The 24,470-nt window shown below is 32.7% G+C and carries 25 protein-coding genes; 23 read left to right on the top strand and 2 right to left on the bottom strand.

Features of this window, described 5'->3' with window-relative positions:
- Positions 1–247 precede the first annotated feature (247 nt).
- From ACN0WY_RS02945 to ACN0WY_RS02835, 23 genes are all read left to right on the top strand, one after another.
- Complete coding sequence (locus ACN0WY_RS02945) at positions 248–2,809, top strand: ATP-dependent Clp protease ATP-binding subunit (RefSeq protein WP_330489481.1); 2,562 nt, start codon at positions 248–250, stop codon at positions 2,807–2,809.
- A 141-nt stretch (positions 2,810–2,950) separates the two neighbouring features.
- A complete protein-coding gene (locus ACN0WY_RS02940; RefSeq protein WP_417799509.1) occupies positions 2,951–3,925 on the top strand; it encodes an MBL fold metallo-hydrolase in 975 nt (324 codons plus the stop codon).
- 52 nt (positions 3,926–3,977) lie between these two features.
- Positions 3,978–4,538: a helix-turn-helix domain-containing protein gene (locus ACN0WY_RS02935; RefSeq protein ID WP_417799508.1), complete on the top strand. Its 561-nt coding sequence runs from the start codon at positions 3,978–3,980 to the stop codon at positions 4,536–4,538.
- An 86-nt stretch (positions 4,539–4,624) separates the two neighbouring features.
- Complete coding sequence (locus ACN0WY_RS02930) at positions 4,625–7,042, top strand: heavy metal translocating P-type ATPase (RefSeq protein ID WP_417799507.1); 2,418 nt, start codon at positions 4,625–4,627, stop codon at positions 7,040–7,042.
- A gap of 156 nt (positions 7,043–7,198) precedes the next feature.
- Positions 7,199–7,420 (top strand): heavy-metal-associated domain-containing protein, encoded by a 222-nt coding sequence (locus ACN0WY_RS02925; protein WP_417799506.1) that lies wholly within the window; start codon positions 7,199–7,201, stop codon positions 7,418–7,420.
- Between the two features lie 536 nt (positions 7,421–7,956).
- Entirely contained in the window at positions 7,957–8,172 is a 216-nt protein-coding gene (locus ACN0WY_RS02920; protein WP_417799505.1) for a hypothetical protein, read from the top strand.
- On the top strand, positions 8,172–8,513 hold the full coding sequence (locus tag ACN0WY_RS02915) for a hypothetical protein (RefSeq protein ID WP_417799504.1): 342 nt from the start codon (positions 8,172–8,174) through the stop codon (positions 8,511–8,513). The genes ACN0WY_RS02920 and ACN0WY_RS02915 overlap by 1 nt, the downstream gene beginning before the upstream one ends.
- Before the next feature lie 162 nt (positions 8,514–8,675).
- A complete protein-coding gene (locus ACN0WY_RS02910; RefSeq protein WP_417799503.1) occupies positions 8,676–9,383 on the top strand; it encodes a DUF3667 domain-containing protein in 708 nt (235 codons plus the stop codon).
- Between the two features lie 16 nt (positions 9,384–9,399).
- Positions 9,400–9,750, top strand: a complete 351-nt coding sequence (locus ACN0WY_RS02905) for a hypothetical protein (protein WP_417799502.1) — start codon at positions 9,400–9,402, stop codon at positions 9,748–9,750.
- 78 nt (positions 9,751–9,828) lie between these two features.
- Positions 9,829–10,752: a hypothetical protein gene (locus ACN0WY_RS02900; protein WP_417799501.1), complete on the top strand. Its 924-nt coding sequence runs from the start codon at positions 9,829–9,831 to the stop codon at positions 10,750–10,752.
- Positions 10,753–10,887: 135 nt separating this feature from the next.
- A complete protein-coding gene (locus ACN0WY_RS02895) occupies positions 10,888–11,481 on the top strand; it encodes a hypothetical protein (RefSeq protein WP_417799500.1) in 594 nt (197 codons plus the stop codon).
- A gap of 220 nt (positions 11,482–11,701) precedes the next feature.
- A complete protein-coding gene (locus ACN0WY_RS02890; RefSeq protein ID WP_417799499.1) occupies positions 11,702–11,863 on the top strand; it encodes a hypothetical protein in 162 nt (53 codons plus the stop codon).
- Positions 11,864–12,112: 249 nt separating this feature from the next.
- Positions 12,113–12,487, top strand: coding sequence for a nuclear transport factor 2 family protein (locus tag ACN0WY_RS02885; protein ID WP_417799498.1), 375 nt, complete (start codon positions 12,113–12,115; stop codon positions 12,485–12,487).
- A gap of 270 nt (positions 12,488–12,757) precedes the next feature.
- Entirely contained in the window at positions 12,758–15,088 is a 2,331-nt protein-coding gene (locus tag ACN0WY_RS02880; protein WP_417799497.1) for an endonuclease/exonuclease/phosphatase family protein, read from the top strand.
- Between the two features lie 183 nt (positions 15,089–15,271).
- Positions 15,272–15,760, top strand: a complete 489-nt coding sequence (locus ACN0WY_RS02875) for a hypothetical protein (protein WP_417799496.1) — start codon at positions 15,272–15,274, stop codon at positions 15,758–15,760.
- Positions 15,761–16,229: 469 nt separating this feature from the next.
- Positions 16,230–16,622: a hypothetical protein gene (locus tag ACN0WY_RS02870; RefSeq protein ID WP_417799495.1), complete on the top strand. Its 393-nt coding sequence runs from the start codon at positions 16,230–16,232 to the stop codon at positions 16,620–16,622.
- A 19-nt stretch (positions 16,623–16,641) separates the two neighbouring features.
- On the top strand, positions 16,642–17,334 hold the full coding sequence (locus ACN0WY_RS02865; protein WP_417799494.1) for a hypothetical protein: 693 nt from the start codon (positions 16,642–16,644) through the stop codon (positions 17,332–17,334).
- Between the two features lie 119 nt (positions 17,335–17,453).
- Complete coding sequence (locus tag ACN0WY_RS02860; protein WP_417799493.1) at positions 17,454–17,900, top strand: MarR family winged helix-turn-helix transcriptional regulator; 447 nt, start codon at positions 17,454–17,456, stop codon at positions 17,898–17,900.
- Positions 17,884–18,306: an organic hydroperoxide resistance protein gene (locus tag ACN0WY_RS02855; protein ID WP_417799492.1), complete on the top strand. Its 423-nt coding sequence runs from the start codon at positions 17,884–17,886 to the stop codon at positions 18,304–18,306. Before ACN0WY_RS02860 ends, ACN0WY_RS02855 begins: the two co-directional genes overlap by 17 nt.
- A gap of 9 nt (positions 18,307–18,315) precedes the next feature.
- Positions 18,316–18,951 carry a nitroreductase family protein gene (locus tag ACN0WY_RS02850; protein WP_417799491.1) on the top strand — a complete coding sequence of 212 codons (636 nt, stop codon included), beginning with the start codon at positions 18,316–18,318 and terminating at the stop codon, positions 18,949–18,951.
- A gap of 185 nt (positions 18,952–19,136) precedes the next feature.
- Complete coding sequence (locus ACN0WY_RS02845) at positions 19,137–19,607, top strand: DinB family protein (RefSeq protein ID WP_417799490.1); 471 nt, start codon at positions 19,137–19,139, stop codon at positions 19,605–19,607.
- Entirely contained in the window at positions 19,598–20,317 is a 720-nt protein-coding gene (locus ACN0WY_RS02840) for an ArsR/SmtB family transcription factor (RefSeq protein WP_417799489.1), read from the top strand. Before ACN0WY_RS02845 ends, ACN0WY_RS02840 begins: the two co-directional genes overlap by 10 nt.
- A gap of 14 nt (positions 20,318–20,331) precedes the next feature.
- Positions 20,332–21,009: an SGNH/GDSL hydrolase family protein gene (locus ACN0WY_RS02835; protein WP_417799488.1), complete on the top strand. Its 678-nt coding sequence runs from the start codon at positions 20,332–20,334 to the stop codon at positions 21,007–21,009.
- A gap of 94 nt (positions 21,010–21,103) precedes the next feature.
- Here ACN0WY_RS02835 and ACN0WY_RS02830 read toward each other — a convergent pair whose 3' ends face one another.
- Together ACN0WY_RS02830 and ACN0WY_RS02825 are read right to left on the bottom strand one after the other, a co-directional pair.
- Entirely contained in the window at positions 21,104–22,042 is a 939-nt protein-coding gene (locus tag ACN0WY_RS02830) for an ornithine carbamoyltransferase (RefSeq protein ID WP_417799487.1), read from the bottom strand.
- A 63-nt stretch (positions 22,043–22,105) separates the two neighbouring features.
- Positions 22,106–24,463, bottom strand: coding sequence for an ABC transporter permease (locus ACN0WY_RS02825; RefSeq protein ID WP_417799486.1), 2,358 nt, complete (start codon positions 24,461–24,463; stop codon positions 22,106–22,108).
- Positions 24,464–24,470: the final 7 nt, after the last annotated feature.

The following is a 24,470-nucleotide window of genomic DNA, read 5'->3' as shown; positions in this document are numbered from 1 at the left end:
AACTCACTTTTTGAAATGCTTTACAATTCTCTGCATTTTCTAAAACATTGCAAGATACTACAACCCTCAGTTTTACACAAAAAATATACCGACTGTTTTGTAGTAATTTATTAACAATTTTATAAGGATAACAAACTTTAAAATGCCTTATTTTACTCGTCAGAATGTCAGTTGAAAACTATTGGCATCTTTTTTGTAATTTTTAAGAAAAAAACTTACTAACTTTACAGAGATAGAAAATAAATTTATGGACGATAATTTTTCACCACAGGTTAGAGATGTGATTACTTTCAGTAAAGAGGAGGCCTTACGACTAGGACATGACTTTATTGGAACGGAACATCTTTTGTTGGGTTTGATTAGAAAAGGTGATGGAAAAGCCATTGAAATATTGACAACTTTTGATGTTGATTTAGATTTAGTACGTAATAAACTAGAAAAACTAAATCCGACAACTCCATCTTTTTCAAGCCCTCAAAGAAAGAGCTTACACCTTACCAGACAAGCAGAGAAAGCTATAAAAACAACGTTTTTAGAAGCTAAATTATATCAAAGTAACGCTATAGACACGGCACATTTATTACTGTGTATCTTACGCAACGAGAACGACCCTACGACCAAACTACTTCAAAAATATGATGTAGATTACGAGCAGGCTAAAAACTTGTATAAAGAATTACACGTAGATGACGACACGTTTATTTCTCCTATAGGAGAATCTCCTTCAGATGACGAGTTTGCTGACGAAAAGTCTAATCCTTACGGACAACAACCTCAAAAAGGGAAACAAGTTAAAAAATCTAAAACCCCTGTTTTAGATAACTTCGGGCGTGATTTAACAGCCTTAGCAGTGGCAGGAAAATTAGACCCTGTTGTAGGTCGTTTAAAAGAAATTGAGCGTGTTTCACAAATTTTAAGCAGACGAAAAAAGAACAACCCAATGCTTATTGGTGAACCCGGTGTTGGTAAATCTGCCATCGCTGAAGGATTAGCTTTACGCATCGTAGATAGAAAAGTATCTCGAATTTTATTCGATAAGCGCATTGTTTCTCTTGACTTAGCTAGCTTAGTTGCCGGTACAAAATATAGAGGTCAGTTTGAAGAACGTATGAAAGCGTTAATGAATGAGCTTGAGAAGAATGATGACATCATTTTATTTATTGATGAGATTCATACCATTGTGGGTGCCGGAGGAGCTACAGGTTCGTTAGACGCTTCTAACATGTTAAAACCTGCCTTAGCAAGAGGAGAAATTCAATGTATTGGTGCAACTACTTTAGATGAATACAGAACAAATATTGAAAAAGACGGTGCATTAGAACGTCGTTTTCAAAAAGTAATCGTCGACCCTACTTCTGTTGAAGAAACAATACAAATTTTACACAACATTAAAAGCAAATACGAATCGCATCATCATGTTTCCTTTACTGATGAAGCTATTGAAGCTTGTGTAAAATTAACCAACCGTTATATGACTGATCGCTTTTTACCAGACAAAGCTATTGATGCTTTAGATGAAGCTGGATCGAGAATTCATATTACAAATATTGTAGTTCCGCAACAGATTTTAGAATTAGAAGCAAAACTAGAAGAAATTAGAGGTCGCAAAACCAAAGCAGTAAGCGGACAAAAGTACGAAGAGGCTGCAAAGCTTCGCGATGACGAAAAAAATATAGAAACAGCCTTAGAATCAGCTCAACACCAATGGGAAGAAGATTCTAAACTACATAGAGAAACTGTAACTGAAGATAATGTAGCTGAAGTTGTATCGATGATGACAGGAATTCCTGTAAATCGTGTTGCAGAAGCAGAAAGTAACCGTTTAGCAGAGCTTCCTCAATTAATAAAAGGTAAAGTAATTGGTCAAGATGAAGCCGTTACCAAAGTAGTAAAAGCTATACAACGTAACCGTGTTGGATTAAAAGACCCTAATAAACCTATTGGTTCTTTTATTTTCTTAGGTTCAACCGGTGTTGGTAAAACACAGTTGGCTAAAGTATTAGCACGAGAGCTATTTGACTCTGACGATTCTTTAATTAGAATTGACATGAGTGAGTACATGGAGAAATTCGCCATTTCTCGTTTAATAGGAGCACCTCCAGGATATGTTGGTTACGAAGAAGGAGGACAATTAACCGAGAAGGTACGTCGTAAGCCTTATTCTGTAATCTTATTAGATGAGATTGAAAAAGCGCACCCCGATGTATTTAACATGCTCTTGCAAGTACTTGACGACGGACATATAACAGATAGTTTAGGTCGTAAAATAGATTTTAGAAACACCATTATTATTATGACTTCAAATATTGGAGTTCGTAAGTTAAAAGATTTTGGTGGCGGTGTTGGTTTCGGAACGTCTTCTAAAAAAGAGCAAGAAGATGCACATGCAAAGAGTATTATTGAAGGTGCTTTAAAGAAATCGTTTGCTCCTGAATTTTTAAATCGTATTGATGATGTGGTAATCTTTAATTCTCTTGAACGTGAAGACATTCATAAGATTATTGATATAGAATTAGATAAATTACTAAAACGTATTGATGACCTAGGGTACAAACTTACGCTAAGTGACAAGGCCAAAGATTATATTGCCGACAAAGGTTTTGATAAACAATACGGAGCTCGTCCTTTAAAAAGAGCTATTCAGAAATATATTGAAGATGCATTAGCGGAAGAAATTGTTAACTCTAAACTAAACGAAGGCGATGCTATTTTTATGGACTTAGATGAGAAAGACAAAAAGCTCATTATCAAAATAGAAAAAGGTGAAAAACCAACAGAGTCTCGCACTGAAGTAGACGAAGATCAATAAAACAAAAATCCCGAGCAAAATACTCGGGATTTTTTTGCTCTATACTTAAACACATACGCAAACACCTCTCTCTGTTTACCTGTATTAAAATTTGTACTTTTAACTAATAATCAAAACACATTAGTACCAACAAGTTATAATATGAATAAATACTGTATTCTTTTAATTACTCTCTTTATCCTCTCATGTGCTGGTAATACATCTTCAGAAAAAACATCAAAAACAAACACCCCTACAAAACAAAGTAAGAGCAATACCGCTATTGTTATTTTAGGAACTATTCAAGATGCAGGCTCTCCTCAAATTGCATGTAAAAAAGACTGCTGTGCTACTCTTTTTAAGAACCCTGATAAAAAAAGACAGGTAACCTCATTAGGAGTAATTGACAAGCAGTACCAAAAATCGTATTTGTTTGAAGCAACTCCTGATATTGCAACACAAATGAAAACACTTACCAAACTAGAAGATAGTACTGACAAAGAAATTACAGATGGAATCTTTTTAACACATGCTCACATAGGGCACTATACTGGTTTAATGTATTTAGGTAAAGAAGCTATGGATGCTGACAATGCGCTTGTATATACGATGCCTAGAATGAAAGAATTCTTGTCTGAAAATGGACCTTGGGATCAATTAATCACGCGAAAAAACATAGCACTTCATCCAATAGAAAATGAAAAGCCAATTGAATTAACCCAAAACATTAAGGTTACTCCACTTATAGTTCCTCATAGAGACGAGTATTCTGAAACTGTCGGCTACCGAATAACGGGACCTAATAAAAGCGCTTTGTTTATTCCTGATATTGACAAATGGGAAAAATGGGACAAAAACATTATTGATGAAATTAAAAAAGTAGACTACGCTTTTTTAGATGCTACATTTTATAGTGGAAAGGAAATAAATAGTAGAGATATTAGCCAAATACCCCACCCTTTTATTATTGAAAGCTTAGAAAAATTTAAAGGCTTAAATAAACAAGAAAAAAACAAAATTATCTTTATTCACTTCAACCATACAAACCCTATAATAAACCCAACCAGCGAAGAACGTGAGTTTGTAAAATCACAAGGGTATAGAATTGCAGAAATTGAAACCGTTTTTGATTTATAGCAAGCACTTATTCCTATCTTTGTAAGCCTAACAAACTATAATAAAAAACACTATGACGCTCACTATTAAAAACATGGTTTGCAATCGCTGTATCCTAGTAATTCAAAATGAATTAGACAAATTAGGTGTTGGTGTAAAAAGCATTAAATTGGGTGAGGTTATACTCGAAAAAGAACTTACTTCAGATGAAAAAGAACGTCTAGACAAAATTTTACTTGATTTAGGCTTCGAAATTATTGATGATAAAAAAAGTCGCATTATTGAAAAGATTAAAAACTTAATCATCAATTTAGTACACCATCAAGACAGTGAGACAAAAGTTAACTTATCTGATTTGTTAAGCAACGAGCTTCATCACGATTACAATTACTTATCCAACCTTTTTTCTGAAGTAGAAGGTACTACCATAGAAAAGTATTTTATTGCTCAAAAAATAGAAAAGGTAAAAGAGTTACTTGTTTACGATGAATTATCCTTAAGTGAAATTGCCTTTCGTTTGCACTATTCAAGCGTAGCATATTTAAGCAATCAATTTAAAAAAGTTACAGGATTAACGCCGAGTCACTTTAAAAAAATCCGTAAAGACAGAAGAAAACCATTAGACGAGGTGTAAATCTTATAAATCAATTCCAAAATTCCACAATAAATTTTCTTTAACTTAATGCCAACTTTGTATTGTACAATTAATACAGTAAAAAAATGGCAACAAATAACAATAAAGAAATCATTTACCTACCTCTAGAAGGTGTGGAAAGTGAGCACTGTGCTTTAATCGTTGAAAAAGGATTAGCACATGTTGAGGGAATTGAAACCCACAAAGTAGAACTAAACAACCAAAGAGCTGCTATTACAGTTACTAATGAAGAAATTCTTGCAAACGCCGTTACTACTATAAAAGACCTTGGCTATGGTGTGACCACTGTTAAAAAAGTGTTTCCAGTATTAGGTATGACTTGCGCCTCTTGTGCAGGAAGTGCTGAAAGCATTGTTAGCTACGAACCAGGTGTAGTAAATGCTTCAGTAAATTTTGCTAACGGAAATTTAACGGTAGAATATCTTCCAAACATGACCAATGCTACAAAACTGCAAAAAGCAGTACAAGGTGCGGGTTATGATTTGCTAATTGAAGATGAAACCAAACAACAAGAAACACTCGAAGCTATTCATGAAAAGAAGTTCAAGCAACTAAAGACCAAAACCATGTGGTCGGTAATACTTTCATTGCCTGTAGTTGTTATTGGAATGTTTTTTATGAACATGCCTTACGCCAACCTTATTATGTGGGCCTTCTCTACCCCCGTATTATTATGGTTTGGAAAAGACTTCTTCATCAATGCATGGAAGCAAGCCAAACATCGTTCCGCAAACATGGACACTTTGGTCGCTTTAAGTACAGGTATAGCGTACATATTTAGTGTATTCAATATGTTATTCCCAAAATTTTGGGAATCTAGAGGATTAGAAGCACATGTATATTTTGAGGCAGCTGCGGTTATTATCGCATTTATTCTGTTAGGAAAACTATTAGAAGAAAAAGCCAAAGGAAACACCTCTTCTGCCATTAAAAAACTGATGGGGCTACAGCCTAAAACTGTGGTTGTGATACAACCTGACGGAACGGAAAAGCAAACTGCTATTGAAAATGTGAACGTAAATGATACTATTCTTGTAAAACCAGGAGAAAAAATTGCGGTAGACGGTGTTGTTACCACAGGAAGCTCATATGTAGATGAAAGTATGTTAAGTGGTGAACCTGTTCCGGTACTAAAAAAAGAAAATGAAAAAGTATTTGCAGGAACCATCAATCAAAAAGGAAGTTTCCAATTCAAAGCCGTTAAGGTTGGGAAAGAAACCATGCTGGCTCAAATTATTAAAATGGTACAAGATGCACAAGGTAGTAAAGCTCCAGTACAGAAATTGGTTGACAAAATCGCCAGTATTTTTGTACCTGTAGTTATGAGTATTGCTGTGATTACCTTTATTATATGGTTTGCTTTAGGTGGTGATAACGGAGTGGTTCAAGGATTGTTAGCTGCCATCACTGTATTGGTTATTGCATGTCCTTGTGCTTTAGGACTGGCTACTCCTACCGCTATTATGGTGGGGGTGGGTAAAGGTGCAGAAAAAGGTATTTTAATTAAAGATGCTGAAAGTCTTGAATTGGCTAAAAAAGTAAACGCCATTATTTTAGACAAAACAGGAACTATTACCGAAGGAAAACCAGAGGTTACAGGTATATCTTGGTTACAGAATAATGATACCGCTAAAAACATTCTTTTAAGTATTGAGAAAAAATCTGAACACCCATTAGCAGAAGCAGTTGTAAAGTTTTTAGGAGATACTGCCACTACCCCACTAACAAATTTCGACAGTATTACGGGTAAGGGGGCTAAGGCTGATTATAACGGAGAAACTTTTTTTGTGGGTAATAAAAAGTTATTGGCTGAAAATAAGGTTACCATAGCGGACGAACTTTTAAAACAGGCAGACGAATGGAGCAAACAGGCTAAAACAGTTATTTGGTTTGCTAATAGTAAAGAAGCACTTTCTGTACTTGCTATTTCAGACAAAATAAAAGAAACCTCGGTACAAGCTATTAAGGAACTACAAGCTATGGATATTGAATTATACATGCTTACAGGTGATAACGAAGCTACCGCAAAATCTATTGCAGAAGAAACAGGTATTCAACATTACAAAGCTGAAGTATTACCACAACACAAAGCCGATTTTGTAAAAGAGTTACAGCAACAAGGAAAAACCGTTGCTATGGTGGGTGATGGTATTAACGACAGTACTGCCCTAGCTACTGCCGATGTAAGTATTGCCATGGGAAAAGGTAGTGATATTGCGATGGATGTTGCTAAAATGACCATTATATCATCTGACCTAAGTAAAATACCACAAGCTATAAAGCTTTCAAAACAAACGGTAGCTACCATTAAACAAAACCTGTTTTGGGCATTTATTTACAACCTTATTGGTATTCCTATTGCAGCTGGTATTTTATATCCATTTAATGGTTTCTTATTAAACCCTATGATTGCTGGTGCAGCTATGGCTATGAGTAGTGTTAGTGTAGTTACCAATAGCTTACGTTTAAAATGGAAAAAGTAACAAGTGTTTCGGCACTAGCAAGTGTTGGAACATTTTAAATCTCACTTAATAAGTAAATCTGTAAATCTCACAAATCAATCTTAAAATTGTACAACAACAAACAACGGTGTTGTGCTGAAATTTGCAGTATTCAATAACTAATAAATTTTTAATATAATGGAAAATAATAAAGAGTTAAAATTCAAAACAACCCTTAACTGCGGAGGATGTGTATCAAAAGTACAAGCTGATTTAGACAATGCTGAAGGTATTTGCCATTGGAATGTAGATACTAATTTTGATGATAAAGTTCTTACCGTAAGTTCTAAAGGAATTACTGCGGATGAAGTAATTGCTATTGTAAAAAGTAAAGGTTTTAAAGCAGAACCTTTAGTATAAAAACAATTACACGACTCTCACTTACGCTACAAATTGAAACAAAAGAGAACACCTGTGCTTTTGTAAGCTGTTAAATTAACTGTTTATAAAAATTTACACTTTAATACACCTCTCTTTGGGGTGTATTTCTTTTTTTTAATGACTTCTTTATACACCACAGCACCTAACAAACATTTTTCTACACAATACGAATATTTTACCTTTTTTGTTGTTTAAAGTTACTTCCCTTAGGCAGTGAATGACACTCTCCTTAGGCTTGGGGTGTCGACCCGATTAGGCTTGGGGTGTCGACCCGATAAAAAAGTTGCACTTTTTTATCTTACTTTTCTTTATATTTGAATGTGTTAATAAAATTGCTAAAAGTTCCGTATACCCTACCGTAAAAGGAATATATAAGTAATTTTATTACGTATATAAACTAGTTGTATGCAATTTGACCAAACTAACTTTTTAATTAAAACTATAGATTACAACCCCTCAAAATTTAGTTCATAAAAAGATATCTATACATTTGTGAAAAATAAAAAATAAAAAAAATGGGAGCAAAATTCGGAGATATAGAAATCTCACAAATATTGGACAATGAATTTAGAATTTCTGTTCTAGAAAATGCACTAGATATTCTGACAAGAAAAAACCCGGACTTCATTGGCTTAACACAAGCTGAGATTGAAGAGATTAGAGAAAATGCAGCAGAAACTTTGCGTAAAAAATACCCGAATTCTGGAATTGAATATAAAAAAGCAAGATAATGGCAGAAGATAATACAGAGCAGCCAAATCAAAACGCTGGACAATTCAATCAAGGCGCTGAAAACAATACTACTCAACAGACTGCAAAATTATTTTCAGAAGGGGGACGTTTAACCACAAAAGAACAAAGAAAAGGTAAAAGAGAATCCGTGAGAAGCTATATAGCTCTATCATTTATTATTGGGTTCTTCATTGTAATATTCTTTGGGCTTGGGATAGGTGCGTATAACTACTTTGATACAAAAGAATATAAAGATATGCTAATCGCCATATCAGGTATTCTTTCTGGTCCTTTAGGATTTATTATTGGTTTTTATTTTAAAGGTAGTACGGACGAATAAAAACTGCATACAACAAAGTGTAAAAATAATTGCTTGGTGGAAAATCCTGCGGATTTTCCTTTGATTCGTTCCATTTTTGCTAAGTTAGTGGCTTAACCACGTAACTATCCTTACACGAACCGTTGGCAACAATAAAATCAGAACACTTAATTAAAGAATTAAATGAATTGCATTTCCTGTAATTTTGAACACAATGAAAAATATTGTCCAAATTGTGGTGAAAAAAATGGAACTAAAAAAATAACTTTAAGTTCAATAGTTGAAGATTCATTTTCATCTATTACAAATATGGATAAAGGCCTTTTATTTAATATAAAAGCACTATTACTACATCCAAGAAAAATTACAATTGACTATGTTTTAGGAAAAAGAAAAGGGATTCTTAACCCTATTTCGTTTCTAATTCTTGCTATTACCATATATATAATTGTCATAACCTTTTTTAAGGTACCAAAAGAATTAGTCGAAGAAAATAGTATTACAAAATCTAAACTTAAAGAGACAGGTAATTACGTTGGACTTTTCATTAGAACTTACTTGAAGTATTTTTGGGTATTGTGCATAATTCCACTAGGAATATCATTAAAACTATTTTTTAGAAAATATAATTTAATAGAACATCTAGCTATCAGTTCATTTATAATTGGACAAGCTACCTTAATAGGAATTTTAAGCTACTTAATTTTCAGATTTCCATTAATTTTAGATCCAGTAGTTTATCTAGTCATTCTATGGTTAGTTTATAGAATATTTAAAAATAATAACGATAGAATTGAAGCAATTCTAATATCAATAACCGTTTTAATATTATTCATAATTCAATTAATTATAATTATTGGAATAATCGGAGGAATAAAATACTTTTGCTAACAATAGCTATAATTCAATGAAAAACAACTCCACAATATCATCCAACAAATTCTTTCTCGGAGAAGGAAAAGATGGAATTTATTCTAACATAACTATTGAGATAAAAAAATCAGAACAAGCAATTATAAATCGTGGAGCTAATATTCAATTACAAGATGAAGAGATCTTAAGAGCAATTGAAAAAGAATTTAAAACGAATTGGATTGAGAGATATAAAAAGGATGAAATTTATCTGGAAATTATAATTCTAAATGTTGGAATCGATCCGACCGGACGAAAGTATAAAGTGGATAATTCTGTTGGAGGAGTGATGCATGATGCACTGCCAAAAATTGGTATCCAACCGCCTCAGATATTTGGATTGTAAAACACAAAAAAAGTAGCTAACAAAACCTAAACTGCATTAAAACACAGTTTATCTAAACCGCTCTACACAATTTAGAAAATGAAAAAACTTACAATCATTTTAATTCTAGCTTTTATTGTACTTGCTTCCTGTAAGCAGAGCAAACAAGAGAAACAACAAGTAACTCCTGAAAAGTTTGAGTTTATAAAAAAAGATTACGAACTTTATAAACCAACTAAAGAAATTAAGGCGGTTTTAATTTTGTTTGGAGGTTACCCAGAAGTTGCTAAAGACATTAAAAGAGAGTTTAAAATTCTTGATATTGCTAGAAAAAATAATATTGCGGTTATACTTTCTAATCTTAATCAGAAATTATGGCTTGAAGAAAACGAACAACAACAACTTGCTAAAAGTTTACAAACTATAATTACAGAAAACCAATTACCAACCGATAATATCTTTATTGGAGGCTTTTCTAGTGGTGGAGTTGTAAGTCTTTTAATAAGTAATTATATTGTTGGGAAGAAACAATTTTATATCGACCCAAAAGGAGTATTTATAGTAGATTCTCCAATAGACTTAGTTGCTTTGTATAAATCTTCAGAGAAAAATATAGAACGAAATTTTTCAGAACCAGCAATTCTAGAAAGTACTTGGCTATTAGAAACATTAGGTAATAACTTTGGCAACCCTAAAGACAGTATTAAAAAATACGAGGAAAAAGCTGTATTTACCTCCAGTACAGACAATATTTCTAATATAGAGAAACTAAAAAACACTAAGATTAGACTTTATACAGAACCTGATACTCTATGGTGGAAAAAGAATAGAATGGCTGATTATGACCAAATGAATGCTTTCTATATCAAAAAACTATATGAGAGTTTAAAAACTAATGGTTTTAATAATATTGAGTATATACCAACAACAAACAAAGGATATAGAGCAAATGGTGAACGACACCCTCACAGTTGGGCTATTGTTGACAAAAACGACTTGATAAACTGGATATTGACAAAATAAATACTGACCACCAACATTGGCTATAAATAGTTAGTCGTACTCGCCTACTTCTGAATATATTCAGTTTACATTTACTAAATTAGGCTCCCAAAACAAGTAACCATCCTTCTACTTTATAAAAAACAATAAAGATTAATGAAAATTAAATTAATAAGAATCAGTAAAAACGAATGGATTTCATTTATTCTAACTTTAATAGCAACCCTATCGGGTGTTTTAATTGCTATTTGGCTAACTAATTCAGGGATTAGGAATAAAGAAAAAGAAGACACTATAAAACTTTTACACACTGCTAAATTAATTTTAGCTAATACAAGTGAATATTCTAATAATCTAAATAAAACAATACTTGAATTTGAACAGGATACTGTTAACTATACAAAAGAACAATTAGAATCTGTGAAAGCAAACAACCCTATTCCATATCCTGATTTATTAGAAACAATAATATCAAATGAATTAATAGCTAAAAACGTATCAGAATACTCTCATAATGCTATTTATAACAATTTAATTAATCTTAGAAAATTATCCCAATATGAAACCGCTGAATACTATCTTAAATTATTGGAAGAAATGATGCTTAATTTAGACCTAGAAATAGAGTTCCAAAAAGATGAAATAGATGTCAGTGAATTAGAATCCAAATTTGAACTAGAAAAAAAATTAATTGAAAATAAGTATTCTACTAAAAATATATCAGTGATTAAAAAGCGTAGTGCGCAATAAACCAAATCACATAACCATTCATAATTGAGATTGTATAATAGCTCATTGGAGTTTATAAATTGAAAATCATAGGATTTTTTTAAGCTCGTTTATCTTTTTTAAAATTCTAAACAGTTACTAACTGCTGTTAAATAAGGAATTACCGTACTTTTATTACGGTTTATTTTGTTATTCCATTATATTTTATTACTAAGTTTAGTAAATTTTAAAACTCAAAATTATGTTAAAGAACATTTCAAACTTAGGTGCTGTTTTAAGCAAACAGGAACAACAAACTATTAATGGAAAAGGAGGAATATCTTGTCCTCCAGGCTATTGCTTAAATTGGAGTGGTGGTTGCACACATTTAGCTAGTGCTATTTTTGATGATTGTGCTAGTTAAATTATCAGTCCTCGCCTATCGGGGACTTTTTTAATTTGCTACTTTTCCACCTCTGTTCCCTTAATAATAGCACAAACACGTATAGGCTACTTTTAGTAAGATAAGACTCTACCATAATTTTATAAGCGTTTCCACATCTAATTGCTTCTAACTTTGATAAAAATTGTAAATGTACCTCTAAAAGCAATATCTTTAGTTCTTTTATCAATATAACGTTAGTGCGCATAAACTTTACTTAAAAATGAATCTATGAATAAAAATGAAATTGCAAAAAAGTACTTGGAGCACCTCGAAAAAGGAAATATAGAAAAGGTTATTGATTTGTTTAGTAATAACGGATTTGTTGAGTCTCCTATCTATGGCATTAAAAAAGCTGGCGAATTTTATCGTACATTAAATAATGACACTTCTAATTCGGAACTTTTCCTAAAAGGAATTTTTGAACAAAATGAATCTAATACCCTAGCACTTTATTTCGCCTATAAATGGACGTTAAAAAACAATGAAAAAGTAGAATTTGATGTTGTTGATATTATTGAGTTTAATTCTGAAAACAAAATAATCAAGCTAAAAATAATTTACGATACAGTTATTTCTAGAAGACTCGTAAGTGAATTAAATTAGCATATAATTCTCCTAAAGAAAAGAGCTATAGAAATTGAACTCAGAAAAGAATACCCCACCTCTAACCGCTACTCTCCTCCTCTGTTATTTTAATTAAGCATCCTTAAAAATTAGTGCTGGAACTACAAATATAACAATGACTTAACAGACTATTTACGCTCCCTTCACTTATAAAAAATACTAGTTTATACATTTGACAACTAATCAATTAACTATTTCTGTAGACTAGATTCTATACGAGTTTTTTCAACATCAAACTAATTTACCCCCATGAGAAAAACTATTCTTTTTGTCTGCTTCTTAGTAGTAGGAAGCCTTATCAAATTACACGCACAAAGTGTAAATCCTTCAAAAACCACTTATGCTCCCAACGAAGTTATTACTATCAATTTTTCTGACGGTTCTGGCAATGCAAAAGACTGGATTGGCATCTACAAGCAAGGAGATACACCTGGTCTTGTAAGCTCTATTGATTGGTTATATGTAAACGGAAAACAATCGGCTACCAAAAAACTTAAAAATGGTACGGTTACCTTTTTAGCTGGTTTACCAAATACTGGAACTTATAAAGTGTATTTTTTAAAAAATGACGGATACACGGTATTAGCTTCTTCAAGCTTTACGGTTGATACAGAAACTCCTACCTGTGCTCCTATTTCACAATCTGGATGGAGTTTACAGTATGTAGACAGTCAAGAAACATCAGGTGAAAACGGAGTAGCTACCAATGCCTTTGATGGCGATACATCAACTATTTGGCATACTGAATGGAGTGCTAGTCAACCTATGCACCCGCTTGAAATTCAAATTAACTTAAACGGTATCTACGATGTTTGTGAGCTAAAATACTTACCACGCCAAACAGGAACCAACGGTACCATTGCCGATTATCAAATTTATGTAAGTGATACTCCTTCTAATTGGGGAACTGCTGTTGCTACGGGAACCTTCGCTTCCAATCAAACAGAAAAAACGGTTAGTTTTCCTAAAAAACAAGGACAATATGTGCGCTTAGTAGCCACTTCTGATATCAACGGTGGAAATTATACTTCAGCTGCGGAGATTCATATTGGAGGAACTTTAATTCAACCAGGAGCTCCCGTAGCTAATTTCACTTCAAACACCACTTCCATTATTTTAGGACAACAAATTTCTTTTACAGATAGTTCTACGAACAATCCTACCTCTTGGAACTGGACATTTGAAGGTGGAACTCCTAGTACGAGTACTGATCAAAATCCAGCAGTAACCTACAACACCGAAGGCACTTATAATGTTACTTTAACTGCAAGCAATACCACAGGTAATAATACCATTACCAAAACAGGCTATGTTACTGTTCGTAACACCAACAGTCTTAAAGTATTGCAGTTTAATATTTGGCAAGAAGGAACTTCGGTACCAAACGGAATGACCTATATCAGAGATGTGATTGCAAATGTGAATCCAGATATTGTGTGTTTTAGTGAAGTAAGAAACTATACGGGTGATTGGACTACTAAAATTGTAAACAACCTTGCTGCTATTGGCTTAAACTATCACAGAGGATATGCTTATGGTGATGTTTCTATCATTAGTAAATATCCTATTACCTCATCGGGTACCAACCTTGGTGCAATTTCGGTTTTTGAGGTGGATGTTAACGGGCAAAGTGTGGTGGTAGCAACCGCACACTTAGATTATACGTATTACGCTACCTACCTTCCAAGAGGATACAACTGTGGAGGTTCTTCCCCTTATAGTGGATGGAGTAAAATAGGTGCCGCCAACCAAGATCCACAACCCGTTAACGATCCTACTATTATTTCAGAGCAAAATTTAGGTTCACAAAGAGATGAGCAAATTGCTACCTTTATCAATCATATAAAAAATGAAACTCGTCCAATAATTTTAGTGGGTGATTTTAACGAACCATCGCACTTAGACTGGACAGCAAGACAAGCGAATATGTTTGACCACCACGGAGTGGTATTTCCTTGGCACACGACCAAAACTTTAGAAAACAATGGTTTTGTAGATGCTTTTAGAGAAGTATATCCTGATGAAGTTGCCAACCCTGGTATTACCTGGCCTTCTGTTGCTACAGGAGTTGGAAGCACTAGCTGGACACCAGAAGCTGACGAGAGAGATCGTATTGACTATATTTTTTACCGAGGTGCTACCCTTTCTGCAACCAGTGCTGCTATTGTGGGTCCAAAAGCATCCTATGTTAACAATGCATCGAGTACCGCAAATACTGAAAATGATATGTTTGAGGCAGACCAACTACCGTGGCCTTCCGACCATAAAGGAGTGAGTGCTGTGATTAATTTATCTGCGAATACTACTGCTAGCATGTTTGAAACAACTGATACCACTTCACTAACCGAAGATACTTTTAGCGTATATCCTAACCCGACAAAAGGTATGGTGAATATCAAATGTGAAGATTGTACGCCATTTACCTATGCCGTACGAAACTTTTTAGGGCAAACGATTTTACAGCAAAACGCTACGCAAAATAACGTGAACATCAATTTAAAATCAGCTCCTAAAGGAATGTATTTTGTTGATATTAAAACCAAGAACAAAACGCTTACCTATAAAATTATAAAAGAATAAAACGCTCCCAAGAAGCTACTACAGAAAAAGATAATTATTGATACCATAAAATCCCAAGCTAGAAACTTGGGATTTTTTACTATATTTAATTCGTAAAAAATGAAAAGAAATAAAATTGCTAAAAGTTCTGCTTATTTTGTCAAAAAGGAGTGTACTAGTAAATTTATTCTGTATATAAATTAAATGCAAATAGTAGTGAACGAACACGAAAACTATTTTAGATTTTTCAAAAATGGAAACATCCACACTTTGAGTGATAGAATTCCTTTTAAATGGAATGAACTAATGATTTGGACTTCATCTTCATTCATTTTCCTTATTTGGTTCCTCGGAATTGGGGTGGGAATTTTTGTCGCTATTTTGACTTTAATAGGGTATACATTGTATCGATTGGCTTCGTGGATCTACTACACGGAAGTAAAAATAAATGAGAAAACTGGTAACATAATTCAACTAAAAAAAATACTTAACCGAACTCACAAAACAGAATTGATTGCTCATAAATTTGATTCTAAACGATTTGAATATTTAAAATTGACTCGGAGCGGAAAAACGAAATTCGTATTGAATTATCAGACTCATAAAAATAACGAACTATTAATTTTAAAAAATAAAGCAGACAAAGAGTTGATCGAAAAATATATTTCTGAACAAATTAAAATTCAATTATAAATAATGGTTTTTACTCAAGAATCAAATGATAACGAACTATATAAACTCATTTATAAAAAGTGTAAAAACTAGACAATCGAAAGTTTTTGATTTAATGGTGTATAACAAACACACAGAATATTCCATTAACGAAAAGAAAGAATAATCGCATATAATATTTTAGCTGTAGGTAATTGCTTGTTTTCTCCTACTTCTAAAACCCTTGAGGTTTTTCTATTTGATAGGTACTTCTTAAATTAACCGATAAACCACACAACTAATATAACCAACCCCATTAACATCAATTCGACAGGTTCGCTGAAATTAATTGAAATGGGAATGAATAAAAAACGGGAAGGAGAGCATGGTCTTAAAATATTAGAAACAAGGAAAAAAATTATGAAATGTATTGTTATAAAAACAAACTCATTGGACTGCTAGAGAATCTGAATACAATTGAACGAAATAAAATTGACAAAAACACCCCCCTATGAACACACCTATTTTAATAGCTAATATCTTAACCTTATTAGCCTTCTTTATCCATACTTTTATGGGCGACAAAGAATTCAAAATAATTGAGCCCGAAGACGACCCTAAACATTTAAAACGAGAAAAATGGACCATAGCAAGAAGTGGTTGGCATTGGATTTCTTTTGATTTATTGTTTGCCTCAATTGGACTTGGATTGATCAATTTTACCGACTATTTGGAAAGTGAAACACTACTACTTCAATTATTAGCCATCTACTTTTTTGGATACGGAGTTGCTTGGTTGATTGGAATAACTATTTCTAAAAAGTTTCCAAAAAACTATTTAAAATTAGGACAATGGATGTTGTTGTGGTTAATAAGCGGACTTATTTATTGGGGAATATACTAGATAAAAAACTCTCAATGTTATGAAAAACAACAGGTCAACTCAACTAGATTCTGCTTTTTTAACGGAACACAAATTATCAACCGCTCCCCCACCAGCAGATTCGTTATTTTGGAATATGTGGAATGCTTGTGAAGACATTGCTAATAAAGCATTGAATACTCAATTTATTCAAGAGATTAAATCAGGAACACTTAATCCAGTAGATTACGGGGGTTTTAATATTAATGATGCCTATTATTGTTTTAAGGGAGCGCAAGATTATTTAACTGCTATGAACAGAGCTTCGAATCCTACCCTTAAAGCACTTTTATTCAAAAAATATCATAGCTATCAAAAATACAATGAAACATTTCCTAAAACATGGCATATAAAAGATGCCACGGGAATTGTACCCAATGAGATTTGTAAACAATATTCTCAATTTGAGTCTATGGTAGCCTCTCATCAAGATCCTATTTACGCGCTTATAGTAATGATACCTTGTGAATATTTATGGGCTTGGTTAGCGGAACAGCTATCTCCTCCTTCATCAAAAAACCTTTATGCCCCTTGGATAACTGGAAACAATGATCCTAGCGGTGCTTATGCGATGGGTAATTTTTTAGAGGAGTACCAGAAAGAAAATCCTATAGATGAAAAGCTAGCAACACAGCTCTATACCCAAGCAATCACCTACGAATATCAAAATTTTAATACGACTTTAAGCAGTTAATCATTCAGTAAAATAAATGAATTAACATTCTTAAAATAATTTTCACATAATTTTACAACAATTAAATTGCACACAATTTAATTGTGCAATATATTTGTATCGCTATTAATAAGTCAATCATGTCAGAACAATTAAAATTAACCAATCAAGTATGTTTTCCTGTATATACACTTGCGAAAGAAGTAATTAGTTTATACCGTCCCATACTAAAAGAGTTAGACTTAACCTACCCTCAATATTTAGTAATGTTAGTATTATGGGAAGAAGGTGGTCAAAGTGTCTCAGAAATAGGTACTAAACTTAATTTAGATAGCGGTACTCTTACTCCTTTACTTAAAAGACTTGAACAAAAAAAACTTATTGAGAGGAAAAGAGAAGTTACCGACGAGCGTGTTGTAAAAATTAATTTAACAGAACTAGGAAAGAATATCCAAGAAAAAGCAGAATGCGTTCCTGGTCAAATTATGACTTCTCTAAATATTTCTGTTGACAAATTAACAGAACTCAAAAATATAATAGAACATATCTTACATCAAATTAATAAAAAAAATGAAGCCAATTTATAATATCAGCGCCAAAGCAACTGGCGGAAGAAACGGACATGTAAAAAGTGAAAACGGAGTTCTAGAACTTGATGTTAGACATCCGAAAGCGTTGGGAGGAGCTAATGACGATTACCCAAATCCTGAAATGCTTTTTGCAGCAGGATATTCAGCCTGTTTTGATAGTGCTTTGAACCTAGTCATCAAAAAATCTAAAATCAACACAGGTACAACTACTGTTCAAGCAACAGTAAGTATTGGTCAAATAGAAAATGGTGGTTTTGGACTTGCTGTAGCATTGGATGTAAATATTCCTGATGTTTCTTTAGAAGAAGCAAAAACCTTAACCGAAAAAGCACATCAAGTATGTCCTTATTCAAATGCTACAAGCGGAAATATTGAAGTAAAATTAAATACAACAAATAACTAAATATTAACAATGTCATTAATAGAAAATCTTAACTGGAGACATGCTGTAAAAGCTTTTGATCCAAATAAAAAAGTAAGTGAAGAACATATAGAAAAAATTATTGAAGCTGCTAGATTAGCACCAACCTCATCGGGCTTACAGCAATTTAGAGTTATATCAATATCTAATCAGGAAGTGAAAGAAAAACTAGTAAAAGGAGCTTTAAATCCTGATTCTATGAAGGACTGCTCACATGTACTAGTTTTTGCCGCTTGGGATAATTATACCGCAGAAAGAATAGATAAAGTGTATGATTTTACCACAGATGAAAGAGGTTTACCAAGAGGTAGGTTTAGCAGCTATACAGATATGCTTAAAAAAGCCTATTTAAAGCTTCCTGATGAAGTTAACTTTGCACACACCTCAAGACAAACTTATATTGCTTTAGGATTAGCTTTAGCACAAGCAGCAGAGTTAAAAGTAGACACTTGTCCTGCTGAGGGATTTGACAATAACGTAGTTGATGAAGTTTTAGAATTGAACAAATTGGGCTTAAAGAGTGTATCATTAATGTACATTGGGTATGCCGATGATGAAAAGGACTGGATTAAGCCAATGAAAAAAGTTAGAATTCCTAGAGATGAATTCGTTATTGATGTAAAATAGTACCGTAACAAACATCGTTTTATTAAAAAAGTAAAACACTTAACTAAATGCTTTTCTTACAGCTTTGGCTGTTTATAGAAAAGCATTTGTTTTTTAATTGATGTAAATTCCATACTTTATTTTAAAATGAAATAGAATATAAAAGCGTCATGTACTTTTACACTCAAATAAACACGTAATTTACTATGAACGCTATAGGAAACATACTATTAAACTTTTCAGAAACAAGAAGACGAAGCCTCAAACTATGGAAAGACATTCCTGATGAATTTTTAAACTGGAAACCTGACTCAGAAGCTTTTTCGATTATCGAAATGATAAGACACATTCTGGAAGGTGAACATTTATTTCATACAATTATTAAAAACAGCGGTGATTTAGGAAATTATAAATCCCTTTGGGAAAATTTAGCTTTTTCTGATTTAAAAAATGAGCTTAGCTTTGCTGAAAGATATCGTAACAGTTTTATAGAGATGATAAAAACACTTAATGAAACTGATTTAGAAAACATACGTATTGAACGAAAAGAGGTGGGGCAAAGTAAAACATTAGGAGATTATTTAAACAGAATGGTGTATCACGAAGCCGTTCATACTGGTCAACTATTAGGGTATTTAAGAACACTTGGTGTTAAACGACCTAAAATATGGGATTAAACAATCATAAAAGCACAACTATCGAAGAGTTAGAACATCAGTTTAGTAAAATTGCTGCTATTTTAGGAGATAAGTCCCGCGCTATCATGTTGTGGAATTTACTGGATGGCAGAGCTTATACTGCTACAGAATTGGCTACAAGTGCAAATATATCGTTGCAATCGGCAAGCAATCATTTGAAAAAACTAGTTTCGGCAAACATCTTATCTGTTGAAAAACAAGGAAGGCATCGCTACTTTAAATTTGCTAACGATGAAGTTGCACAGGTTATAGAATCAATGGCTAGTTTAATTTCTATAGCTAATGATTACAAGAAAATTAAAACTCCTAAACTGAATGATTTTACCTACGCCAGAACTTGCTACGATCATTTAGCAGGCAGCCTTGCTGTAGAAATAACAATTTCTTTATTAAACAATAAAATCATTACAATTTCTGATAAAAATTATGTTGTTACTCCCTATGGAAAAGAATGGTTTAATGAAATTGGAATAGATATTAACCTTATTCAACTTAAAAAACGCTCTTTTGCTCATCAATGTTTAGATTGGAGTGAAAGAAAGCATCATATTGCAGGAGCATTGGGAGCTTCTCTTCTCGAAGCAATGATTAAAAAAGATTGGTTACGTAAAAAACCAAACTCTAGAGAAGTTATTATTACCACTATTGGAAGGATCCAATTAAAAAATAAGTTAAATTTAGAGGTGTAAAAATATCATTACCTTTGAAGAAGCTACTCTACATACTCCTCTTTTTTCAACTTTCTGTTCAAGCGCAACAAATATTATTTGTTGGAAATAGTTTAACTTATACAAACAACATGCCTAAAATGTTAGCGTATATCGGAAACCAACAAGGAGTTACTATCAATACCAAAAGCTTGTGTTTTCCTAACTATGCTATTATTGACCATATTAACGACGGAAAACTTCAAAAACTGTTAGCAAAAAAACAATTCGATTATTTAGTTATTCAACAAGGTCCTTCCTCACAAGCAGAAGGAAAAAGAATGCTAATACAAGACGGAGCGACAATAAGAGCTCTTTGCAAACAATACAACACTAAACTAGGTTACTTTATGGTATGGCCATCCGTTAGCTATTATCATACTTTTGATAAAGTAATTGAAAATCACAAATCTGCCGCCCAACAAAATAATGCTTTGTTATTTCCTGTGGGAAATATATGGAAAGAATACAACACTTATAAAGACAAAGAGTCTTTATATAGCTTAGATAACTTCCATCCTTCTACTGCTGGAAGTTTTGTAGCTGCTCTTACTATTTTTCATCAATTATATCCAACAAAAAACCTTCAACAACTCCCTTTTAAAAAGTATAAAAAATGGGTAGCTGATGAAGATTCTTTTAACTTGTTGGTTCAGCTAGTACAAAAGCAATAAAAACTTATACTAGCCGTGATTAAATAAGACTGCTCTTAAAAAATGGGACTATAATTAAGAGTTTAGCCTCCTATTTATTGAACTCTAGTACTGTTTACTGCATACACCATTCAAGTACTGCCTTTGCACTGTGCATTTTATTCTCAGCTTGATTAAACACAATACTTTTTGTACCGTTAATTACCGACTCTTCTACTTCGTCTCCTATATGAGCAGGTAGATCATGCATAAAAATAGCTTCAGAATATTTATCCATAAGCTCTTGGTTAACTGTAAATGGTTCAAATGACTTTCGCCAATTCGAATCTAACTTTTGAGTTCCTGTTGTTTGCCAACGTGTTGTGTATACAATATCAGCATGATTTGGAAGATATTTTAAGTCACTATACTCATTAATTACAGTATTTATTTTTCCTCCCAATTCTTTCGCATAGTTCAATGCTAGAGGATCTATTCCATAATTTGGCGGTGTAAAAAAACTAATCTTCATATTAGGAATTTTAGCTATTGCCAAAGCAAGGGCTACAGCTGTATTATTTCCTTCTCCTAAATAAATTATTTCTAAACCGGGTAATTCTCCAAAATAATGTTTCATTGTAGTCAAGTCTGCTAACGCTTGAGTTGGATGCTCATCTGAAGTCATCGCATTTATTACAGCCATTCTATCTTGATTCGCAAAAGTTCTAATTACTTCAGGATCGCTTGCTGTTCTAGCAACTAACCCATCTAACATTCGAGAAAGAACATTCATTGTATCACTTACACTTTCTCCAGTGTTTAACTGTAAATCATTGGGACCGTATGTTACTATTTGTGCACCTAAACGAAGGGCTGCTGTTGAAAAAGAAGTTCTTGTTCTTGTAGAAGTTTTGGTAAAATATATTCCAATGACTTTTCCTTTTAGTTGACTTCCAAGAGGTACTTCTCTATTTATGTATGACACCCCTCTGTTTATAATTTCTATAATTTCTTCTGGAGATAAATCTTTTAAAGAAACTATGTGTTTTTTTGTTTTTTTGATTGTAATACTCATGATAACTTAATTTTATTCACTGCTAACAGGTTGCTTTTTTTATTTACAATTGGTCTTAGCATGTTATTCATCCCTCAATGCTTCCACCGGATTCTTATACGCTGCTTGAATAGCCTGGTAACCAACTGTTAGAAGTGCTATAGTCATGGCTATAAAACCTGCCAATAAAAAGTATACTACACTTAAATCTACCCTGTATGCAAAACCAGTCAACCAATCTCTTGTTAATAGATAAGCTATTGGCAAGCCTACAAGGATTGCTGCTCCTACAAGTTTTGCAAACTCAGACGTTAACAATAAAATTATTTGAGATTTTTTTTGACCTAATGCTCTTCTTATTCCTACTTCTTTTTTTCTATTCTCAGATGTAAATATTGCCAAACCAAACAACCCTAAACAAGAAATAAGGATGGCTAAACCTGCAAAATATTTTGACAAAGTAGCTATTCGCTGCTCCGATTGATATAGGGCATCAAAATCTTCATCAATAAACCTATACTCAAATGGAAATCCAGCATTATAATCTCTGTAAAAACTTTCTATTTCTTTGATTGTTCCTTGAAGCTCTCCTGCCTTAATTTTAACCATTATCGTACTTGTTCTTTGAGTATTACATATAATAAACATGGGTTTTACTTGTTGTTGTAGTGACTCAGTATGAAAATCTTTAGCTATTCCTACTATTTCATATTGGTCTCCCCAAAGATCTACAGTTTTACCAATTGGTTCCTCCATTCCAATTAAATCAATTGCTTTTTCATTGAAAATGATTTTAAGACTGTCGGCACTAAAATTTCTTGAAAAAGATCTACCTTCCTTCATCTTAATTCCTAATAATTCTAACATATCATAATTAACACGCATATATTGCATGTCTACAATTTTGTCAGGTTCTTTTCCTGGCCAAATTAAATCTCCTGTAGAGTTTGCTTTTCCTATAAATTCATTAAACATACTTGAAGCGTTTTTAACTCCAGGTATTCTATCTAATGCCAACAAAAAGTCGTCTAATTGAGTAATTGCTTTTCCTTCCGCTTTAAAGGCTATAATATTATCTTTACTATATCCTAAATCTTTATTCTGAATAAATTTCATTTGTTGGTAAATCACCATTACGGCAACAATTAAAATAACAGACAATGTAAACTGAAAGATAACCAAGCCCTTACGCATTAACAATTCACTAAAACTTGTACTTAACTTTCCTTTTAAAACTTCTACTGCATTTAATTTTGAAAGATAAATTGCGGGGTAACTTCCTGCCAAAATACCAGTTAAAACAATCATTCCAAGAAAGATTCCCAGTAATGTAGTGTTTAGTGAAAGAGTTATTTGTTTACCAGATATAGCATTAAACTGCGGAAGTAATAGCACAACAAGTAATAAGGCTATAATTCCTGCTATACATACTGTTAACATCGATTCTCCAAAGAATTGCATTCTCAATTCTTTTGTTTTAGCTCCCATAGATTTTTTTATCCCTATTTCTCTCATTCTTCTAGAAGCATTCGCTGTTGATAGGTTGATAAAATTAATACAAGCTATGAGTAAAATAAAGAACACTATAATTCCGAATATTTTTACATAGTCAATTCTTCCCCCTACTTGTACTCCTTCCTCATATTTATCGTATAAATATTTACTTGAAAATGGTCGTAAGAATAGAGATGCGGTTTCATTATTTGAATTTTTAGCTATAATATTTTCTATTTTAGATGCTACTAACTCTGGAGAAACGCCTTTATTAAGTTGAATATAAGTATATATATAACTGTTATTCCAATTTTTCTTTACTCTTGGAATATGCACATATAAAGACTCAAATGGCAATACATAATCAAATTGAACAGAGCTATTCAATCCGGTCATATCAAACACTCCCGAAACCTGTTTTACGTGTTCGTTGTTAAATTTAACACTCTTTCCTAAGATTCCTTCGGCAGTTCCAAAGAGATTAACAGCCATCTCTCTTGAGATAACAATGTTATTTATGTCTTTTAAAACTGTTTGTGGATTACCTTGCGTAAGTTTATATGAAAACATTTCAAAAAATTCATCTCCAACATATATTCCTTGAAGTTTAAACCCTGTGTTTTCTACTGAAATTACATTTTTGGCAAAATCATAGATATAAGGTATTACATTTTTTACTTCTGGAATATCGTTTTTAATGGCTTGCGGTAATACAGGAGGAGTATTTTCATAAACAGACACTCCATTACTTTCTTTAGACCTTACCATTGCTTGGTACAATTCCTTTTCGTTTTCATGAAATTTATCTACAGTCCATTCTTCGTAAATCCATAAACAAATGAATAATGCACATGCTAAACCAGCACTTAATCCTATAATATTAATTAGAGATACACTTTTATAACGTAATGCATTTCTAAAAAACAATTTTAAATTATTGATTATCATAATTTTT

Origin of the sequence: Tenacibaculum sp., assembly GCF_048269885.1 — a bacterium.
Classification (GTDB): domain Bacteria; phylum Bacteroidota; class Bacteroidia; order Flavobacteriales; family Flavobacteriaceae; genus Polaribacter.
This window is presented reverse-complemented; position numbering and strand designations above follow the sequence as displayed.

Coding starts and splice junctions, on each gene's coding strand:
- ACN0WY_RS02830 (WP_417799487.1), bottom strand. CDS start 22,042: ATGAGTATTACAATCAAAAAAACAAAAAAACACATAGTTTCTTTAAAA.
- ACN0WY_RS02840 (WP_417799489.1), top strand. CDS start 19,598: ATGGGATTAAACAATCATAAAAGCACAACTATCGAAGAGTTAGAACAT.
- ACN0WY_RS02925 (WP_417799506.1), top strand. CDS start 7,199: ATGGAAAATAATAAAGAGTTAAAATTCAAAACAACCCTTAACTGCGGA.
- ACN0WY_RS02875 (WP_417799496.1), top strand. CDS start 15,272: ATGCAAATAGTAGTGAACGAACACGAAAACTATTTTAGATTTTTCAAA.
- ACN0WY_RS02825 (WP_417799486.1), bottom strand. CDS start 24,463: ATGATAATCAATAATTTAAAATTGTTTTTTAGAAATGCATTACGTTAT.
- ACN0WY_RS02845 (WP_417799490.1), top strand. CDS start 19,137: ATGAACGCTATAGGAAACATACTATTAAACTTTTCAGAAACAAGAAGA.
- ACN0WY_RS02910 (WP_417799503.1), top strand. CDS start 8,676: ATGAATTGCATTTCCTGTAATTTTGAACACAATGAAAAATATTGTCCA.
- ACN0WY_RS02880 (WP_417799497.1), top strand. CDS start 12,758: ATGAGAAAAACTATTCTTTTTGTCTGCTTCTTAGTAGTAGGAAGCCTT.
- ACN0WY_RS02890 (WP_417799499.1), top strand. CDS start 11,702: ATGTTAAAGAACATTTCAAACTTAGGTGCTGTTTTAAGCAAACAGGAA.
- ACN0WY_RS02870 (WP_417799495.1), top strand. CDS start 16,230: ATGAACACACCTATTTTAATAGCTAATATCTTAACCTTATTAGCCTTC.
- ACN0WY_RS02935 (WP_417799508.1), top strand. CDS start 3,978: ATGACGCTCACTATTAAAAACATGGTTTGCAATCGCTGTATCCTAGTA.
- ACN0WY_RS02905 (WP_417799502.1), top strand. CDS start 9,400: ATGAAAAACAACTCCACAATATCATCCAACAAATTCTTTCTCGGAGAA.
- ACN0WY_RS02850 (WP_417799491.1), top strand. CDS start 18,316: ATGTCATTAATAGAAAATCTTAACTGGAGACATGCTGTAAAAGCTTTT.
- ACN0WY_RS02930 (WP_417799507.1), top strand. CDS start 4,625: ATGGCAACAAATAACAATAAAGAAATCATTTACCTACCTCTAGAAGGT.
- ACN0WY_RS02865 (WP_417799494.1), top strand. CDS start 16,642: ATGAAAAACAACAGGTCAACTCAACTAGATTCTGCTTTTTTAACGGAA.
- ACN0WY_RS02885 (WP_417799498.1), top strand. CDS start 12,113: ATGAATAAAAATGAAATTGCAAAAAAGTACTTGGAGCACCTCGAAAAA.
- ACN0WY_RS02860 (WP_417799493.1), top strand. CDS start 17,454: ATGTCAGAACAATTAAAATTAACCAATCAAGTATGTTTTCCTGTATAT.
- ACN0WY_RS02915 (WP_417799504.1), top strand. CDS start 8,172: ATGGCAGAAGATAATACAGAGCAGCCAAATCAAAACGCTGGACAATTC.
- ACN0WY_RS02855 (WP_417799492.1), top strand. CDS start 17,884: ATGAAGCCAATTTATAATATCAGCGCCAAAGCAACTGGCGGAAGAAAC.
- ACN0WY_RS02895 (WP_417799500.1), top strand. CDS start 10,888: ATGAAAATTAAATTAATAAGAATCAGTAAAAACGAATGGATTTCATTT.
- ACN0WY_RS02940 (WP_417799509.1), top strand. CDS start 2,951: ATGAATAAATACTGTATTCTTTTAATTACTCTCTTTATCCTCTCATGT.
- ACN0WY_RS02945 (WP_330489481.1), top strand. CDS start 248: ATGGACGATAATTTTTCACCACAGGTTAGAGATGTGATTACTTTCAGT.
- ACN0WY_RS02920 (WP_417799505.1), top strand. CDS start 7,957: ATGGGAGCAAAATTCGGAGATATAGAAATCTCACAAATATTGGACAAT.
- ACN0WY_RS02900 (WP_417799501.1), top strand. CDS start 9,829: ATGAAAAAACTTACAATCATTTTAATTCTAGCTTTTATTGTACTTGCT.